Source organism: Kribbella qitaiheensis, from assembly GCF_042657745.1.
GTDB lineage: Bacteria > Actinomycetota > Actinomycetes > Propionibacteriales > Kribbellaceae > Kribbella > Kribbella qitaiheensis.
In genome coordinates, this window is the sequence record NZ_JBHSKE010000013.1 from 1 (window position 1) to 16430 (window position 16430).

19 protein-coding genes are annotated in these 16430 nt (G+C 69.3%); 11 read left to right on the plus strand and 8 right to left on the minus strand.

The window, feature by feature from the left end:
• Positions 1-710: 710 nt before the first annotated feature.
• The 3 genes from ACFPJ1_RS12575 (at position 711) to ACFPJ1_RS12585 (ending at position 3831) form a co-directional block, all read left to right on the plus strand.
• Positions 711-1979 carry an MFS transporter gene (locus ACFPJ1_RS12575; RefSeq protein WP_380103761.1) on the plus strand — a complete coding sequence of 423 codons (1269 nt, stop codon included), beginning with the start codon at positions 711-713 and terminating at the stop codon, positions 1977-1979.
• A complete protein-coding gene (locus ACFPJ1_RS12580; RefSeq protein WP_380103762.1) occupies positions 1979-2617 on the plus strand; it encodes a pyridoxamine 5'-phosphate oxidase family protein in 639 nt (212 codons plus the stop codon). Before ACFPJ1_RS12575 ends, ACFPJ1_RS12580 begins: the two co-directional genes overlap by 1 nt.
• Before the next feature lie 77 nt (positions 2618-2694).
• Positions 2695-3831, plus strand: a complete 1137-nt coding sequence (locus ACFPJ1_RS12585; protein ID WP_380103763.1) for a sensor histidine kinase — start codon at positions 2695-2697, stop codon at positions 3829-3831.
• A gap of 31 nt (positions 3832-3862) precedes the next feature.
• On the opposite strand, the gene ACFPJ1_RS12590 is transcribed toward ACFPJ1_RS12585, so the two are convergent.
• Genes ACFPJ1_RS12590 through ACFPJ1_RS12600 form a run of 3 tightly spaced genes read right to left on the minus strand, consistent with a single transcriptional unit; the run spans position 3863 to position 5325 of the window.
• On the minus strand, positions 3863-4447 hold the full coding sequence (locus ACFPJ1_RS12590; protein WP_380103764.1) for a dihydrofolate reductase family protein: 585 nt from the start codon (positions 4445-4447) through the stop codon (positions 3863-3865).
• Positions 4448-4450: 3 nt separating this feature from the next.
• Positions 4451-5047 carry a dihydrofolate reductase family protein gene (locus ACFPJ1_RS12595; RefSeq protein WP_380103765.1) on the minus strand — a complete coding sequence of 199 codons (597 nt, stop codon included), beginning with the start codon at positions 5045-5047 and terminating at the stop codon, positions 4451-4453.
• A complete protein-coding gene (locus ACFPJ1_RS12600; RefSeq protein WP_380103766.1) occupies positions 5044-5325 on the minus strand; it encodes a YceI family protein in 282 nt (93 codons plus the stop codon). The genes ACFPJ1_RS12595 and ACFPJ1_RS12600 overlap by 4 nt, the downstream gene beginning before the upstream one ends.
• Here ACFPJ1_RS12600 and ACFPJ1_RS12605 point away from each other — a divergent pair.
• Positions 5317-5502, plus strand: coding sequence for a response regulator transcription factor (locus ACFPJ1_RS12605; protein ID WP_380103767.1), 186 nt, complete (start codon positions 5317-5319; stop codon positions 5500-5502). The two genes, ACFPJ1_RS12600 and ACFPJ1_RS12605, sit on opposite strands and share 9 nt — an antisense overlap.
• Before the next feature lie 22 nt (positions 5503-5524).
• On the opposite strand, the gene ACFPJ1_RS12610 is transcribed toward ACFPJ1_RS12605, so the two are convergent.
• The gene (locus tag ACFPJ1_RS12610) at positions 5525-6742 is read right to left on the minus strand and encodes an alpha-hydroxy acid oxidase (protein ID WP_380103768.1); all 1218 of its coding nucleotides are present in this window, start codon (positions 6740-6742) and stop codon (positions 5525-5527) included.
• An 80-nt stretch (positions 6743-6822) separates the two neighbouring features.
• On the opposite strand from ACFPJ1_RS12610, the gene ACFPJ1_RS12615 reads away from it, so the two are divergent.
• Complete coding sequence (locus ACFPJ1_RS12615; RefSeq protein WP_380103769.1) at positions 6823-7539, plus strand: FadR/GntR family transcriptional regulator; 717 nt, start codon at positions 6823-6825, stop codon at positions 7537-7539.
• A 4-nt stretch (positions 7540-7543) separates the two neighbouring features.
• Here the strand turns inward: ACFPJ1_RS12615 and ACFPJ1_RS12620 are convergent, their stop codons facing one another.
• Together ACFPJ1_RS12620 and ACFPJ1_RS12625 are read right to left on the minus strand one after the other, a co-directional pair.
• A complete protein-coding gene (locus ACFPJ1_RS12620) occupies positions 7544-8119 on the minus strand; it encodes a class I SAM-dependent methyltransferase (protein WP_380103770.1) in 576 nt (191 codons plus the stop codon).
• An 18-nt stretch (positions 8120-8137) separates the two neighbouring features.
• Positions 8138-8611, minus strand: coding sequence for a DUF6069 family protein (locus ACFPJ1_RS12625; protein WP_380103771.1), 474 nt, complete (start codon positions 8609-8611; stop codon positions 8138-8140).
• A 164-nt stretch (positions 8612-8775) separates the two neighbouring features.
• Between ACFPJ1_RS12625 and ACFPJ1_RS12630 the strand changes: the two genes are divergently transcribed.
• The 6 genes from ACFPJ1_RS12630 to ACFPJ1_RS12655 all read left to right on the plus strand — a co-directional run bounded on the left by ACFPJ1_RS12630 (position 8776) and on the right by ACFPJ1_RS12655 (position 13712).
• Positions 8776-9942, plus strand: a complete 1167-nt coding sequence (locus ACFPJ1_RS12630; protein WP_380103772.1) for a sensor histidine kinase — start codon at positions 8776-8778, stop codon at positions 9940-9942.
• Positions 9939-10598, plus strand: a complete 660-nt coding sequence (locus ACFPJ1_RS12635; RefSeq protein WP_380103773.1) for a response regulator — start codon at positions 9939-9941, stop codon at positions 10596-10598. The genes ACFPJ1_RS12630 and ACFPJ1_RS12635 overlap by 4 nt, the downstream gene beginning before the upstream one ends.
• 25 nt (positions 10599-10623) lie before the next feature.
• The gene (locus tag ACFPJ1_RS12640; protein ID WP_380103774.1) at positions 10624-11289 is read left to right on the plus strand and encodes a response regulator; all 666 of its coding nucleotides are present in this window, start codon (positions 10624-10626) and stop codon (positions 11287-11289) included.
• 122 nt (positions 11290-11411) lie between these two features.
• Positions 11412-12338, plus strand: a complete 927-nt coding sequence (locus ACFPJ1_RS12645) for an ABC transporter ATP-binding protein (RefSeq protein WP_380103775.1) — start codon at positions 11412-11414, stop codon at positions 12336-12338.
• On the plus strand, positions 12328-13173 hold the full coding sequence (locus ACFPJ1_RS12650; RefSeq protein ID WP_380103776.1) for an ABC transporter permease subunit: 846 nt from the start codon (positions 12328-12330) through the stop codon (positions 13171-13173). Before ACFPJ1_RS12645 ends, ACFPJ1_RS12650 begins: the two co-directional genes overlap by 11 nt.
• 110 nt (positions 13174-13283) lie before the next feature.
• Positions 13284-13712, plus strand: a complete 429-nt coding sequence (locus tag ACFPJ1_RS12655) for an SRPBCC family protein (RefSeq protein WP_380103777.1) — start codon at positions 13284-13286, stop codon at positions 13710-13712.
• Between the two features lie 104 nt (positions 13713-13816).
• On the opposite strand, the gene ACFPJ1_RS12660 is transcribed toward ACFPJ1_RS12655, so the two are convergent.
• Together ACFPJ1_RS12660 and ACFPJ1_RS12665 are read right to left on the minus strand one after the other, a co-directional pair.
• Positions 13817-15094 (minus strand): glycoside hydrolase family 125 protein, encoded by a 1278-nt coding sequence (locus ACFPJ1_RS12660; RefSeq protein WP_380103778.1) that lies wholly within the window; start codon positions 15092-15094, stop codon positions 13817-13819.
• A 7-nt stretch (positions 15095-15101) separates the two neighbouring features.
• A complete protein-coding gene (locus tag ACFPJ1_RS12665) occupies positions 15102-16406 on the minus strand; it encodes an ROK family transcriptional regulator (RefSeq protein WP_380103779.1) in 1305 nt (434 codons plus the stop codon).
• Between the last annotated feature and the right edge of the window lie 24 nt (positions 16407-16430).

Below are 16430 nucleotides of genomic sequence, written 5' to 3' on the forward strand. Positions count from 1 at the left end.
TCACTTACCAGCGGCTACAGGCACCGAGTCTGCCAGCGACCGACCCGATAACACCCATTAGGCAGTACTGGTGGAGTCTCGGAGACCCAGGCGCAGGCGGCGCCCCGCAGTGGCCCGTGCGGCGACCACTACCTGTCCTTCGGTACGCCGCCGGCTCTCCCTCTCCCTCCGTCCCCGGTCCCCGGCGGCTCCCCGACGTACCGGCTTGCCCTCCGGCCGGTCGACCCCCGAAGGCGGGTTCCCTCCTCGGAATCCGGGCAGCCACCCGACGTACCGGCGCTCCCTCTGAGGGGTCAACCCCGAGGGTGCGGGTTGCCCCCTCGGGTTCTGAGCAGGCATCCCTGCGGTTGAGGGGTTGACCCCTCAGAGAGGGCGATCGCTGCACAGCGGGGCCACGAGCGACGGGTCGCGGTTCGGGGCGGGGGTTGCCTGCCGTTGTTGTGGGTTCCCCTCTCGATGGTCCGGGGGGTAACCCGCAACAGGAGCGGGTAACCCCTCGAGTTGGCGGGCGGGTGCGGCTGGGTGGTGGTGCTGTGCGGCGGGTGGCCACCGGTTCTGTGGTCGCCGGCGGTATGTAGGCGCGGGGTGGAGTGGTGGCCGGGTCAAGTTGGTGGATGGGAATTGGCCCATGAAAACTTGAGACAAGTGGAACTGACTGGTGGGCCGGTGGGCTTCTAGGCTCTTGGTATCGAGAGCTTAGGGAGACTGAGATGACTGACACCGACCGTCGTGCCAGGCGGTTGTTGCCGCCTGCTGGGGCGCCCCGGAACCTGGCGTTCGCGCAGTTGGCCAACTCGGTCGGTGATGGGGCGTTCATCGTCACGTCGGCGTTGTTCTTCACCCGGGTGGTGGGGCTATCCACCGCGCAGGTCGGGCTCGGGCTGACGATCGCGTGGCTGGTCGGCTTCCTGACCGGGGTGCCGCTCGGGAACCTCGCGGACCGCAAAGGGCCCCACGGCGTCGCCATTCTGCTGGCGCTGTCCACCTCGGCCTCGGTGGCGTCGTTCCTGTTCGTCCGGAGCTTCCCGCTCTTCGTGATCGCCGCAGTGGCGTACGCCAGCAGCCAGACCGGCCTCACTGCCGCCCGGCAAGCCCTTCTCGCCGGCCTGGTCGAACCGGCAGAGCGCACGCGCATCCGCGCCTTTCTGCAGTCGACGACGAACGCCGGTCTGGCCGTAGGCGCCACGATGGGTGGAGTCGCCCTGCGGTTCGACACCGCCCCGGCGTACCTGACCGTGTTCGCGGTCGACGCCGCGAGCTTCCTAATCGCCGCCGCGCTGATCCACCGGGTCCCCGCGGTCACCGCCGTCACTGTTCGGGTAGCAGGGGAGCCTCGCCTCGCAGTACTGCGCGACCGCCCCTACGCAGTACTGGCTCTGCTGAATGCGGTGATGCTGATGTTCATGCCGCTGCTGAGCCTGGTGGCGCCGCTGTGGATCGTGGAGCGCACCGAGGCGCCGGACTGGGTGGTCGCCTCCTTGCTGATCATCAACACGATCGGCGTCACCCTGTTCCAGGTACGTATCGCAAGGAGCGTCACTGACCTTCGTACGGCGACCCGCTCGGTCCGCTTCGCCGGAGTCGCCATGTTGGCCGCCTGCGGGGTGTTCGCCCTCTCTGCGCTCGGTTTCGCCCCGGCCGGCGCCGCCGCAGTACTGGCTGTTGCTGCAGCTCTCCTGACTCTTGGCGAGATGAAGCTGGCCTCTGGTGCTTGGGAGATCAGCTTCGGCCTGGCCCCTGCCGACAAGCAGGGCCAGTACCAGGGCTTCTTCGGAACCGGCCCCGCAGTGGCGCGGATGCTCGGCCCGGCGCTGCTCACCACGCTGGTACTCGGCTGGGGTCCCGTGGGCTGGATCGTGGTCGGCGCCCTGTTCCTTGGGACCAGTTGCGCGACTGGTCCCGCCGTACGATGGGCGGCACGGACGCGGGCCGTCGGCCCGGCGGTCCAGCCTTCGTTGGTAGAGGAGTGCGCCGCCTGATGGAGATCCCCGGACTGGTCGAGATCACCTCGTACGACGAACTGCGCGAGGTGGTTCCCGAGCCCCTGCAGCACGCAGCCGACAAGACCCGCAAGGAGCTCCACGAGCTCGACCGCCAGTGGCTCGCCGAGTCGCCGTTCTGCCTGATCGCCACCTCCGCGGCCGACGGCAGCTGCGACGTCTCCCCCAAGGGCGACCCGGCCGGGTTCACCAAGGTGCTCGACGACACCACCATCGCCATTCCGGAGCGGGCCGGGAACCGCCGGATCGACGGCTTCACCAACATCCTCACCAACCCGCATGTCGGGCTGATCTACCTGCTGCCGGGACGCGGTGAGACGCTGCGGATCAACGGGCGGGCCCGGATCATCCGCGAGGCGCCGTTCTTCGACGACATGGTGGTGAAGGGCAACCGCCCGCAACTGGCGCTGGTGGTCGAGATCGAGGAGATCTTCCACCACTGCTCGAAAGCGTTTCTCCGCTCGAAGCTGTGGAAGCCCGAGACCTGGAACCCGGACGCGATGCCGAGCCGCGCCAAGATCGCCAAGGCCCTGGACCGCCCGGGCGACGACCTGGCCACGCTCGAGACGTACTACGGGCCGCAGTACGAAGAGGGGATCTATAAAGTCAAGTACTGAACTACTCCGTACGGAGCAGCTTCAAGTACGCCGTGGCGACGATGACACCGGGTGAGCCGGACCTCTACGGTTCCAGGGTGAGCACCTCTGCGCCGACTCTCGGGGACCGCGTCAAGCGGCTGGCGCTGCCTGCCGTGTTGTCGTTCATCGCCGTCTTCGGGTCGTTCGGAGCGTCCCGCGGCCAGGAGGACCGGCGCGCGGCGGACTGGTTCATGGTGGTGCTGCTGCTGATCGGCACGGTGTCCCTCTACTGGCTCCGGACCCACCCGGTGCCGGTGCTGTGGGCAACGGTCGTGTCGACGCTGGTCTACATGCTGATGGAGTACCCCTGGGGCCCGGTGATCTTCAGCTTCGTGATCGCCGTCTTCACGGTGATCCGGACCGGTCATCGCCTGGCCGGGTGGGCGGGCCTCGTCGCCCTGTACGCCGGGCATGTGCTCGGGCGGCTCATCCTCGGCATCAACGAGCAGGGGGTCTACCAGGTCCTTCTGGTCGGCACGTGCTTCGTAGTACTGGGTTTCGTGGCCGAGCTGTTCCGCGGCCACCGGGAACGGGTGATGGCCGCCAACAAGACCCGCCGCGAGGCAGAGCTCCGCCGGGCCGGCGAGGAACGCCTGCGGATCGCCCAGGAGCTCCACGACGTGGTCGCACACCACATCTCGCTGATCAACGTGCAGGCCTCCACCGCGTTGCACCTGGTCGACCGACAGCCTGAGCAGGCCGCTCCTGCCCTCGCGGCAATCAAGGAGGCCAGCAAGGAAGCACTTGTCGAGCTGCGATCGATCGTCGGCGTACTGCGTCAGTCGGACGAGTCCGCACCGCGCCAACCAGTCACCGGGCTGGACCGGCTGGAGCACCTGGTCAGCCGGACCGCCATGGCCGGGCTGGAGGTGCACACGGTCGTGCACGGGGAGGCCCGGCCGCTACCGACCGGGCTGGACCGCGCGGCGTTCCGCATCATCCAGGAGTCACTCACCAACATCGTCCGGCACGCCAAGGCGACCGAAGCCACCGTGCGCATCCAGTACGGCGAGGAGTCGCTCCTGCTGCAGGTGGACGACGACGGGAAGTCTCTGGCGGGTCCACCCAAGGAGGGCAACGGCATCGTCGGCATGCGCGAACGAGCCACCGCCCTCGGCGGCACCCTCACCACCACCCGCACCCCCACCGGCAGCCTCCGCATCATCGCCCAACTCCCCCTCCCCCTCCCCTGACTCCACGGTTCAGGAGAGGCAGCGCGCGGGGTCAGGGACGGAGGACGCGGTAGCGGAGATGGGTGACGCGTTGTGGGAGGTCCTCGTCCGGGGTGGTCAGGCGGCGGACCAGGTCGAGCTCGATGTGCTCCGCCGGCAGGTTGTCGAACAGCCGTCGGCCCTGCCCGAGCAGAACCGGTACGACGTGCAACTCCAGCTCGTCGAGCTCCTTTGCCAGAAGCAACGCCTGCGCCGCACCGGCCCCGTGCACCATGACGTCGCCATCCCCCGCCGCGGCCCGGGCTTGCGAGGCACACTGGCGCACATCGGTGACGAAGCGGACGCTGCCCGGCGGCGGATCGTCCGGGACATCGTGGGTGAGCACGAAGACCGGTACGCCGTCGTGGTGGTCGCCCTGCCAGTGGTTTGCATGTTCGTAGGTCCGGCGGCCCGAGATCAGGGCGCGGGTGGCGAGCGACTCGGCGTACACCTCGCCGCTAGGTCCCGGGTCGTTGCGCCGGTCGAGCCAGTTGAAGAGGCGGAACCCGTCGACACCCATCGGGTTGTCCATGCTGTCCTGCGGTCCGACGACGTACCCGTCGAGGGACATGGTCATGTAGAGCCGGATCTGCGCCATCGGTCAGCCCTCCGACCGCACGCGGTACCGCAGGTGCTGGACACCAGGCGCGTCCAGGTCGCGGACCAGTTCGAGCTCGACGTGATCCGGCGGCAGGTTGTCGAACAGCCGCCGGCCCTGGCCGAGCAGCACAGGCATCAACTGCAGCTCCAGCTCATCCAGCAGCCCGGCGCGAAGGCACTCCTGCGCGGTCGCGGCGCCGTGCAGCAGGATGTCGCGCCCACCTGCCGCGGCTTTCGCCTGCGCAACGCAGGATTCGATGCCGTCGGTGACATAGCGGGCGGATCCCGGCGCGGGCTCGTCGGGTGCGGAATGGGTCAGGACGAAGATCGGTACGCCGTCGTGGTGATCGCCGGCCCAACCACCCGCGAACTCGAAGGTCCGCCGGCCGGTGATCACCGCCCCCGTGTCCATCAACTCGTCGAACACGGTGGCGCTGGCCTTGTCGACAGGCCGGTACGACGCCGGGTCCATGCCGCCTGGGCCTAGCCAGTCGTGAAGCCGCTCACCGTTCACGCCGAGCCCGTGCTCCTTGCTGTCGTCCGGGCCAGTGATGAAACCGTCCACGGACATGGACATGTAGAGCACGACCTTGCTCATCGCGGCTCCGATCCGTCAGAGGTGAACTCGATCTCGATGGCGATCTCGATGGTGTCGGCCACCACGACGTTACCGGCGCCGAAGCCGAGCTGGATGTCGACACCGAACGCGGCGCGGCTGATCTTGGTCGTCGCCGAGAACCCGGTGCGCTCCACGCCGGACGGGTCGTCGACGACGCCGAGGAATTCGCCTACCAGCTGGACAGTCCGGGTGACGCCGTGCAGGGTCAGCTCGCCAACCAGGGTGAAGGTCTCGCCGTTACCGAGCTGGTGGCGCAAGGCCTGTCCACCAAGCAGATCGCCGGCCGGCTGCACTTGTCGTCGCACACGGTGCAGGACCGTCTGAAGTCGATCTTCGCGAAGTCCGGCACCGGCTCACGCGGCGAGCTGATCGCCCGCCTGTTCTTCGATCACTACGCCGGCCCGCTGACGCTGGGAGCCCCGGCCCACTCCTGACCTGAGCGCCGCGTACGCAGTACTAATAAGTTGGCAGGCGGACGTGGGAGGGGTTGAGGTCGGCGACGCTGGGGACGCCCAGGAGCGCCATGGTCCGGCGTACCTCGGTGGTCAGGATTTCGGCCGCGCGGGCGACACCACGCTCGCCGCCGGCCATGAGGCCGTACAGGTAGGCCCGGCCGACTAGGCACGCGTCCGCTCCGAGCGCGACTGCCGCGACGATGTCGGCGCCGCTCATGATGCCCGTATCGAGGTACACCTCCGCGTCGGTGCCCACTGCCTTCCGCACCTCCTGCAGGATCCGCAGCGGTGTTGGTGCGCGGTCGAGCTGGCGACCACCGTGGTTCGACAGCACGATCGCGTCGGCGCCGGCGTCGACCACCCGGCGCGCGTCCTCGACCGTCTGGATGCCCTTCACGATCAGCGGTCCGTCCCAGATCGAGCGCAACCAGTTGAGGTCCTCGATGGTCATGGTCGGATCGAACAGCTGGTTCAGCAGGTCCGCGACGGTGCCGCTCCAGCTCGACAGCGACGCGAAGGTCAGCGGCCGGGTCGTCAGCAGATTGGCCCACCACGCCGGGTGGAGTGAAGCGTCGAGCACCGTCTTGACCGTCAGCGACGGCGGGATCGTGAACCCGTTCCGTACGTCGCGCAGCCGCGCCCCGGCGACGGGGACGTCCACCGTCAGCATCAATGCCTCGTACCCGGCGGCGGCCGATCGCTTCACCAGGTCCTCGCCGGCGTCGCGGTCGTTCCACACGTACAGCTGGAACCACTTCCGCGCGTCCGGCGCGGCCGCCGCGACGTCCTCGATCGAGGTGGTGCCCATCGTGGACAGCGCGTACGGGATGCCGATCTGCTGCGCGACCTTCACGACCGCGCTCTCGCCCTCGTGGTTCATCATCCGGGTGAAGCCGGTCGGCGCGAACGCGAACGGAAGCTCCGAGCGCTTGCCCAGGACGGTGGTGCTGAGGTCGATCTCGGCGACGTTGCGCAGGATCGACGGCTGCAGCTCCATCTCGGCGAACAGCCGGCGGGCCCGGGACAAGCTGATCTCCGACTCCGCCGCGCCGTCGGTGTAGTCGAACACCGACCTCGGCGTACGCCGCTTGGCGATGGCGCGCAGATCCGCGATCGTGAGCGCCTTCTGCAGACGGCGGTCGGTCGCGTTCAGGGTGACCGGCTTGGGCCGCAGCAACGGCTTGAGCTCGGACCAGCGAGGCATCTGGCGATCAGTCATGGGACTTCTCTCAGGCAGTCGGCGGTGTGGTCGGACCACAGCATAGTCTGTGGTCCGACCACAGGGCTACACTCGCCGATGTGAAGAACTACGAGCTGGTCCTGAGCCGGGTCGAGGCCGATCTGGCGGCGGGCCGGCTCCGGCTCGGCGGGCGGCTGCCCGGCGAACGCACGCTGGCGGAGCAGCTCGGGATCAGCCGGCCCTCGGTCCGCGAGGCGGTCCGGGTGCTCGAGGCGATGGGCGTCGTCCGCACCGCCACGGGCTCCGGCCCCGAAGCAGGCGCCGTGATCGTCGCCGAACCCGCCTCTCCCCTGACCGCTCTGGTGCGCCTGCACCTGGCCACCAACCATCTGCCGATGGGCGACATCGTCCAGACCCGCATCCTGCTCGAGTCCTGGACCGCCCGCCAAGCGGCCCAGAACCGCGCCGCTGGGGCTGGGGACCAGGCCGACGACGGGCTGGCGGTTGCTGAGGAATTGCTGGATCGGATGGATGCGCCGGGGTTGACGCCGGAGGAGTTCCACCTGCTGGATGCGGAGTTCCATGTCGCGCTCTCGGCGCTGGCCGGCAACGTGCTGATCGCTGCGGTGATGTCGTCACTGCGGACCGCCATCCACAGCTATGTCCTCGCCGCCGTCCCCAACCTCGCCGATTGGGACGCAACCGCCCACGGGCTTCGCCAGGAACACCGAGCTATCGTCGCCGCCATCCGCGCCGGCCAGCCCACCAAGGCCGCCAACCTGATCACTGACCACATAGAAGGCTTCTACCTGGCCGCCCGCCTCTCCACCTCCTGAGCAACTAGAGGTGTGCGGTACCGGCGATGTAGGGGATGGGGACGAGGCCGGGCAGGGTGTAGCGGTCGAGGGTGACGGTGGTGAAGCCGGCGGACTGGATGGCGTCGCCCGTCTGGCGGGTGGGATCGCAGCCCTTGTCGAAGGTACGGGTGATCGGCCTGATGAGGCCCTGCAGGCGACGGACCCAGCTTCCGCGAGCCGCGCCGATGTGTTCGAAGAACACGAAACGCCCGGCGGGACGGAGCACTCGCCGTACTTCGTTCAGTACTCCGCCGAGGTCGTCCACCGAGCAGAGGACGACCGTCGACAACACCGCGTCAACGCTTGCCGAGGGCAACGGAATCTGCTCAGCGCCGGTGTCGAGAACCCGGTAACTTCCGCCGGTCTTGTCGGCCCAAGTGGCTGCCGTGCTTTCCAGCGTGCGGCGGCTCGCGGCGTGCGGCTCGAGACCGATCCAGTCGACACCCTTGCCCAGCATCCCGAAGTTGGCGCCCTTGCCCGCACCCAGCTCGAGCACCGTCCCGCTCAACCCACCGACCAGCTCCCGCTTCTTCGCGTCGTACGCCGCCCAGCCGCTCATCCGTACCATCTCCCTATCTCACTCACAGTCCACGGCGTTGCACCGAGCTGAGGCGGGGAGTGCTGTGCGGCGGAGGCCGAGGATGGTGACGGCGCCTACGACGAGGTGCAGGGAGGCCAGGCCGAGCTTGGCGCCGACGCCGATCCCGCCGAAGATCGGGCTCCCCAGCGAGGTGATGCAGGCGACCAGGGCGACCACTGTCCATACCTTGCGGGCGTTGACCGTGTTGTGTTCGAGGATCGCGAGCAAACCCCAGCCGGCGAAGGCCATCGCTGCGGAGGCGAAGAAGACCGACGCGGCGCCGATGTGCATCGTCGAGCCCCGCTTGGCCTGAAGGTCGATACCCGCCACTTGTGAGAGCACCGCCCAGACCGCGAGCGCTGCCGCCACCGTGACCCCGACGACAGCCAGCCTGCTGCGACCTGCGACCCGAGTGGGGCCCTGGAGAGCGCGTTCAGACGTACTCGAGAAGGTGTGGTTCGTGGTGCTCATGGTGGGTCCTTCCACTGTGGCCGTTGCTTTGATGAGGCCCAGGATTCAAGAGAGCGCGTCCTCGCGGCATCGGCCGCGAGGCTGTGGCGACCCGGCCGGAAGTCTGCGGGGTATCGACTTTGGTCGGTGGCGATCCGGCCGGGCCGCGGCCTAGCCTCGGCGGCATGAAAGAGAGCGGCGTCGAGGAGATCTGCGGTCCGACGAACCACTGGCGCTGGGGGAACGTGCTCGCCGTGGGCGCGGTCGGAACGCTCTCGGCGCTGACGATCATCGGGCGGCACGCAAACTCGCCCCAGGTCGGCTGGCTGGTACTGGACATCGTGGTGGGAGTGGTTGCCTGCGGGCTCATCCCGCTGCTCGGACGTCGCCCGATCCCGATCGCGCTGATCCTGGCCACGCTCGCCGCGATCTCCCCGGCAGCCACCCCGCCGTCCACGGTCGGCACGTTGACCGTCGCCCAGCGGCGTCCGCTGCGGGTGGCCGCGCTGGTCGCTCTCGCGGGTGTCGCAGGCCACCTGGTCCAGGGCATAGTCCGGCCGCGGAACGGCCTCGACCTGGCCTGGTACGCGATCCTCGACGTGGCGGTCCACGCCGCGCTGCTCGGCTGGGGCCAGTGGATCCAGGCCCGGCGAGCTCTGGTCAACTCGCTCCGAGATCGCGCTGTCCGCGCCGAGGCCGAGCAAGGCCGCCGGGTCGCGGAGGCGCGCACCCTCGAGCGGACGAAGATGGCGCGCGAGATGCACGACGTACTCGCGCACCGCTTGTCCCTGCTCGCAACGTACGCCGGCGCGCTCGAGTACCGGCCCGACTCGTCGCCCGAGAAGCTCGCCAAGGCCGCCGGCGTGATCCGCACCGGGGTCCACCAGGCGCTCGACGAACTGCGCGAAGTGATCAGCGTCCTGCGCGACAATGAGATCGACGAACTGCCCGGGGGCCGCCCGCAACCAACCTTCAGCGACCTGCGGGAACTCGTCGCGGAGTCCCGGGAGGCCGGCGCAGAGATCCGGTACGACGAATCCGTCGCGGATCCGAGTTCGTTGCCACCAGCAACCGGGCGGACGGCGTACCGGGTGGTCCAGGAGGGGCTGACGAACGCCCGGAAACACGCGGCGGGGTATCCGGTCACGCTGGTGGTGCAAGGACGGCCGGGCGGATCCCTGCAGATCGAGCTCACCAACCCGGGTGGAAACGGCGTACCGCTCACTCCGGGCAGCGGCACCGGGCTCGTCGGGCTGACCGAGCGGGTGAATCTCGCGGGCGGCACGCTGGACCACGGAAAGGCGGCCGGTGGCGGCTTCCGGCTGCACGCCTCGCTACCGTGGCCCGCATGAGCGACAGCGAGACCATCCGGGTCCTGGTGGTAGACGACGACGCGCTGGTCCGGGCGAGCCTGGAGATGATGCTCGACGGCGCGAACGGGATCTCGGTGGTCGCCCAGGCGGCCGACGGCGACGAGGTGCCCGCGGCGATCGACGCCCACTTCCCCGATCTGGTGCTGATGGATCTCCGGATGCCGCGGGTGGACGGGATCGTCGCGACCCGGCGGCTCCGGGCCCGGAAGAACCCGCCGGAGGTGGTGGTGCTGACCACGTTCGACACCGACGAGAACGTTCTCCACGCGCTCCGGGCGGGCGCGAGCGGGTTCCTGCTGAAGGACACTCCTCCGGCCCAGATCGTCGAGGCCGTACGCCGGGTCGCGGCGGGTGACCCGATCCTGTCCCCCGCGATCACCCGGCGCCTGATGGATCGGGCGGCCACCCAGGCGGACTCCCACACCGAGGCCCAGGCAGCGCTCTCCCGCCTCAGCCCCCGCGAGTACGACGTCATGCTGGCCGTTGCCCAGGGCAAGGCGAACGCCGAGATCGCCACCGAGCTCTACATGAGCGTGGCGACCGTCAAGGCCCACATCTCCCACATCCTCACCAAGCTGGAACTGGGCAACCGAACCCAGATAGCCCTCCTGGCCCACGACGCCGGCCTCGCCTGACCGGGGGATGCTTTAGCGTGGGCGCATGATTCGGGTGTTGTTGGCTGATGATCAGGCGTTGGTACGGGCGGGGTTCCGCTCGTTGCTGAACGCTGAGGACGACATCACCGTGATCGGTGAGGTGTCCGACGGGGCGGCCGCGGTGGAGGTGGCTCGCGCCGAGAAGCCGGACGTGGTGCTGATGGACATCCGGATGCCGGGGACGGACGGGCTCGAGGCGACTCGGCAGATCGGTGCCGAGGAAGCGCTCTCTGAGGTTCACGTGGTGATCCTGACGACGTTCGACCTGGACGAGTACGTGTTCGAGGCGCTGCGGGTCGGCGCGAGCGGGTTCCTGGTCAAGGACACCGAGCCGGTCGAGCTGCTCCAGGCGGTCCGGGTGGTCGCCCGTGGTGACGCGCTCCTCTCGCCGGGAGTGACGCGCCGCCTGGTCGCCGAGTTCGCGTCACGGAGCCGGCAACCGCACGCCAGCACGGAGCTCGACGTCCTGACCGAGCGTGAACGCGAGATCGTCGCGCTCGTCGGTGAAGGTCTGTCCAACGACGAGATCGCCGAACGCCTGGTGCTCAGCCCGGCCACGGCCAAGACCCACGTCAGCCGCGCGATGGTGAAGCTGGGCGTCCGCGACCGCGCCCAACTCGTCGTCGTCGCCTACCAGACGGGCCTCGTCCGCCCCGGCTGGCTCGGCTAGTACTGCGAGGGCTGCCCGGCACCCTGTACTACGAGGGCTGGCCCGGATACTCCCCTGGCGGTAGCCCGGGTCACTCCCCCGAGGCGACGCGGTAGCCGGGTGGTGGCGGGCAAGGTCGGGGTATGAGTGAAACTGCTGCTCCGCTGGTCGAGGTCACCGGCCTGACCAAACGCTACGGCGACACCCTCGCGGTCGACGGTGTCGATCTGACGGTCCGGTCCGGCGAGGTCTACGGGTTCCTCGGGCCGAACGGCGCCGGCAAGACCACCACGCTGCGGATCCTGACCGGCCTGATCGCACCGACCAGCGGAACCGTCCGCGTACTCGGCGGCGCCCCCGGCCAGGCTCAGGTGCTCGCCCGCACCGGTTCGATGATCGAGTCGCCCGCGTTCTACCCGTACCTGTCCGGGCTCGACAACCTCCGCCTGCTCGCCGAGTACGCCGAGGTGGCGCGCGCCCGGATCCACGAGGTCCTGGCACTGGTGGATCTCACCGACCGCGCGCGCGACCGCTTCTCGACGTACTCGCTCGGCATGAAGCAACGGCTGGGGGTGGCGGCGGCGTTGCTCAAGGATCCCGAGCTGGTGATCCTCGACGAGCCGACGAACGGGCTCGATCCGGCCGGGATGCGGGACATGCGCCGGCTGATCCGCGAGCTCGGCGCCGACGGCCGGACGGTGCTGCTGTCCAGCCACCTGCTCGGCGAGGTACAGCAGATCTGCGACCGCGTCGGCATCATCAGCGAAGGCAAGATGGTTGCCGAGCACAACGTCGAGGAGTTGCGCAGCCAGCAGGAACTGGTGATCCGGGCAGCGCCGCGAGAGAGCGCTCGCTCCGTTCTCATCGAGGCTCTCGGCGCCGACACCGTCCACCTGTACGACGACACGCTGCGAGTCAAGGTGGCCCCTGACCGCGCGGCGGAGGTCAACCGGGTCCTGGTCCAGGCGGGGATCGCGGTGTCCGAGCTCCGCAGTACCGAACGGGCTCTCGAGGACGTGTTCTTCGAGCTCACCACGACCCAGCCGGAGGAGAAGGCCGATGTTGGGTAGCTATCGCGCCGAGCTGCTCAAGCTACGCAAACGATCAGCCGTCTGGGTGCTCTTCGGAGCCGGGCTCGTGCTGAGCCTCATCTTCGGCTATCTGCTGCCGTACCTGGGCTACGCGACCGGCGATGACAACCAGCAGACCAGCGGAGTACCTCGGGCGCAGGTGTTGCGCGGCGTATTGCCCGAGCGCGTGCTGGACAACACGATCGGCGGCTTCCCGGTGTTCGCGGGAGCGCTTGCTCTGGTGCTCGGGGCGATCGTGGTCGGCGGCGAGTACACCTGGGGAACGCTCAAGACCATCCTCACCCAGAAGGCCGGACGCGGCGCGATCCTGGCCGGGCAACTGCTCGGACTGCTGACCATGCTGGCGGTGTGGGTGCTCGGGACCTTCGTTGCCTGTGCCCTGTGCAGCGTCGGGATCGCCGCGGCGGAGAACGCGCCGATGAGTTGGCCGGGTGCGCTCGACATCCTGCAGGCGCTGGCGGGCGGCTGGCTGGTTCTGACGATGTGGTGTCTTGCCGGCGTCGTTCTGGCGGTTGCCTTCCGCAACGTCGCGCTGCCGATCGGGTTGGGCGTCGTCTGGATCCTCGGCGTCGAGGCACTCCTGGCCGGCGTAGTCAGCAGCTTGCTGCCCGACTTGGAGTTCCTGTCCGACGCGATGCCCGGGGCGAACGCTGGTGCACTGGTCTTCAGCGTCACCGGGATGATCGCCGCCGACGCGCCTCCCGGAGTGCGCGACGCCGTGAGCGGAGAACGCGCTCTCCTGACGCTTCTCGGCTACACCTTGGTCTTCGCCTTGCTGGCCGCCGTCACCATGCGCCGCCGAGACGTCGCCTGACCACGTGCCGCCGCGACGTCGTCTGACCGAGCAGGGTGCGCTGATGCCGATAGTCGGTGGCAGGGGTCCGGTGGCCTCAGTCTCGCAGGGCGCCGTCGTACACTCAGCGCATGCCCGGCCTGCAGCACGCCGTCACCATCGCGGCCCCGCCCGAGCGGGTCTGGGCGGTGGTCGTCGATGTCGAGCGCTGGCCCGAGCGGATCCCGACGGTCGACGCTGTGGAGCGTCTCGACGCCGGACCGCTCGCCGTCGGCTGCCGAACCCGGTTGCAGCAGCCTCAGCTGCCCACAGCGGTGTGGACGGTCACCCAGCTGGCCGACGGGTCGTCGTACAGCTGGGAGTCGAGCTCGCCCGGCGTCACGATCACCGCCGCGCACGTCGTCGAGCCGCATCCCGACGGGAGCCGGCTCACCCTCGACCTGACCGTGTCCGGTCCGCTGTCCGGGATCGGCTGGCTGCTCACGCGGTCGCTGACCAAGCGGTACGTCGAGACGGAGGCCGCCTCGATCAAGAGGGCCGCCGAGACCTCGACCACGTAGACAACCAGTGGCGCGAACTCGAAGCCGTTGGACGGCTGGCTGCCGCGAGGATTTTGCGATCCGCAGTAAAACCACGCGGCCCGGACCCGCAGTACGGGCGCGTGTCAGAGGGTGTGGCCGGCGTGGGCGAGGGCTAGTTCGCAGAACATGGCGTTGGCCCAGGAGAACCACTCGCGGGTGAAGACGGTCGGGTCGTCGCAGTGGAAGGACTCGTGCATCTGGCCGGTGCCGCCGGTCGTGTCGCGGAGGAGTTCGAGCAATTGCTGCCGTTCCTCGGCCGAGGTGCTGGTGAGGCCCTGAACCGCGAGCGCGATCGGCCAGACGTGGGACTGCGGCGTGTGCGGGCTGCCGATCCCGGACGCGTGGGTTCCGCTGTAGTAATAGGGATTCTCGGGGCTGAGCAGCAGTGACCTGGTCGCCAGGTACGTCGGGTCGTCGGCGGCCGCGAACCCCGTCATCGGCAGGGAAAGCAGGCTCGGCATGTTCGCGTCGTCCATCAGCAACCGCTCCCCCGCGCCGTCCACCTCGTACGCGTAGACGCGGCCGAACGTCGGATGCTCGACGATGCCGTGCAGCGCGATCCCCTCGTCGATGCCGGCCTTCAGCTCCTTGGCCCGCGCCGCCAACGACTCGTCCCTGAGCACCTCGGAGGCGATGGCCTGCAGGTACCCGAGCACCACCGACGCGAACATGTTCCCGGGCACGTTGAACCCGTGCTCGGTGGCGTCGTCGCTCGGCCGGAAAGCGCTCCACGACATCCCGGTCGGCGTGGTCAGCCGCCCGCGTCCCTCCCGGACGAGGGTGTCCGTCGGCTCTTCGTCGTGCCGCTGGAACCGGTACGCCGACCGCGCCTCGTGGTCCTGCTCGACCGTCCAGAGTTCCAGGATCGCGTCCGCGGCGGCGCGGAACCGCTCGTCGATCACGTCCTGCCGGCCGGTGATCCGCCACAGGCGGTAGGCCAGCTCGATCGGGTAGCAGAGCGAGTCGATCTCGTACTTGCGCTCCCACACCCACGGGGACATCTCGGTCTCGTCGGTGGTGTGGCCCTCCCCGTTGGCCTCGCGGTTGAACGCGTTCGCGTACGGGTCGATCGCGATGTACTCCAACTGCCGGTGCAGTACGCCGATCAGCACGTCCTGCAGCCCGGAGTCGTCGCCGCAGAGCACCAGGTACGGCCGGAGCTGGGCGGCGGAGTCGCGCAGCCACATCGCCGGAATGTCGCCGGTCAGCACGAAGGTGGTCCCGTCGGGCAGCCGCTCCGCGACCGCGGGCAGGTTCGCCGCCATCGACCGCTGGAACATGTCCGCGATCACCTGGTCGCCGGTCGCCCGGCGGACCTCCTCGGCGGCGCGAGCCAGCAGGTCGGCATCGATACCGGTCATCACAACATCACCTTTCAGCAGAACCGACCTGAGCGACTGCGGGAGCGCTCTCCGTCGGCCCGAGCAGGAGCACGGACGGATTAGGCGAGAACGTGTGGTCCAGCACCAGGCTGGCCGCTCCGACCGCGCCGACATCCTCGCCGAGGGCGGTCCCGGCAACCACGAAGGGGTGTACGGAACGGACCAGGAAGCGCTCCTCCAGCGCGGACCGGACGGACTCGTCGAAGAACGGCGCGAGCTGGTTCCAGTGCGGGCCGCCGAAGACGACGCGCTCGAGGTCCAGCAGGTTCGCGATGTCTTCGACCACCTTGGCAATCCTCTCGGCCAGCGCGGCGATGATCTCGCGCGCCACACCGGGCCCGGCAGCGGCGTCGGAGCAGAGCTGCGCGAACGCCAGGTCGACCGCGTGCCGATCATCGAGATCGATGCCAGCGGCAACGACTCCGGCCTGCGCCGCCTGCTGGACCAGGTAGCGCGGCTGGCTCGTCTCGCCGACGCAGCCGCGGCGCCCGCAGTAGCAGAGCGGACCGTCGGGGTCCACGATGATGTGTCCGATCTCGCCGACGTTGCTGGTCGCGCCGCGGACGACCTCGTCGCCGATCACCAGCCCGGCGCCGACACCGGTACCGAGGTAGAAGAAGACGAAGCTGCCGCGTCCGTTCGGACCACCGGCCCACTTCTCCGCCGACGCGGCCGCGGTGACATCCTTGTCGAGCAGCACGGGTAGGCCGGTCCGCACGCGCAGAGCATCGCGCAGCGGGACCAGGTGCCAGGCGGTGAGGTTCGGCGGATCGACCACAACACCGCGGTCGACGTCGATCGGGCCGGGCGCCGCGATCCCGACGCCGACCACCCGCTCGCGTGGTGCGCCCGCCTCCGTGATGACGTCCTCGACCGTCGCCGCGATCCCGGCGATCAGCACGTCCGGATCGTCGGTGGCCGGCGTCTCCGCCCGTCGCCGCGCGACCACTTGGCCGGTCAGGTCGAGCACGACCACCGTCACGACCGCCGGGTCGAGGTGCACGCCCACGGCGTACTGGCCGGTGGGCTCGAGTTCCAGCAGCGTGCGGGGTTTGCCGAGGCCGGTGCTCTTCTGCCGGCCGGCCTCGCGGACCAGGCCGGCGTCGAGGAGGCGGCGGGTGATGTTGGAGATCGCCTGGCCGGACAGTCCGGTCGCCGCCGCGATCTCGACCCGGCTGAGGCGTTGCTCGGCCCGGCGGATCGCGTCCAGCACGACCGTGTCGTTGAACCCGCCGACCCGGTCGAGATTCGTACCCCGGCGAACCACGGCCGGCGGCTGTTCGGTGCTCACCACTCCCCCTGTTCCTCGCTGCAC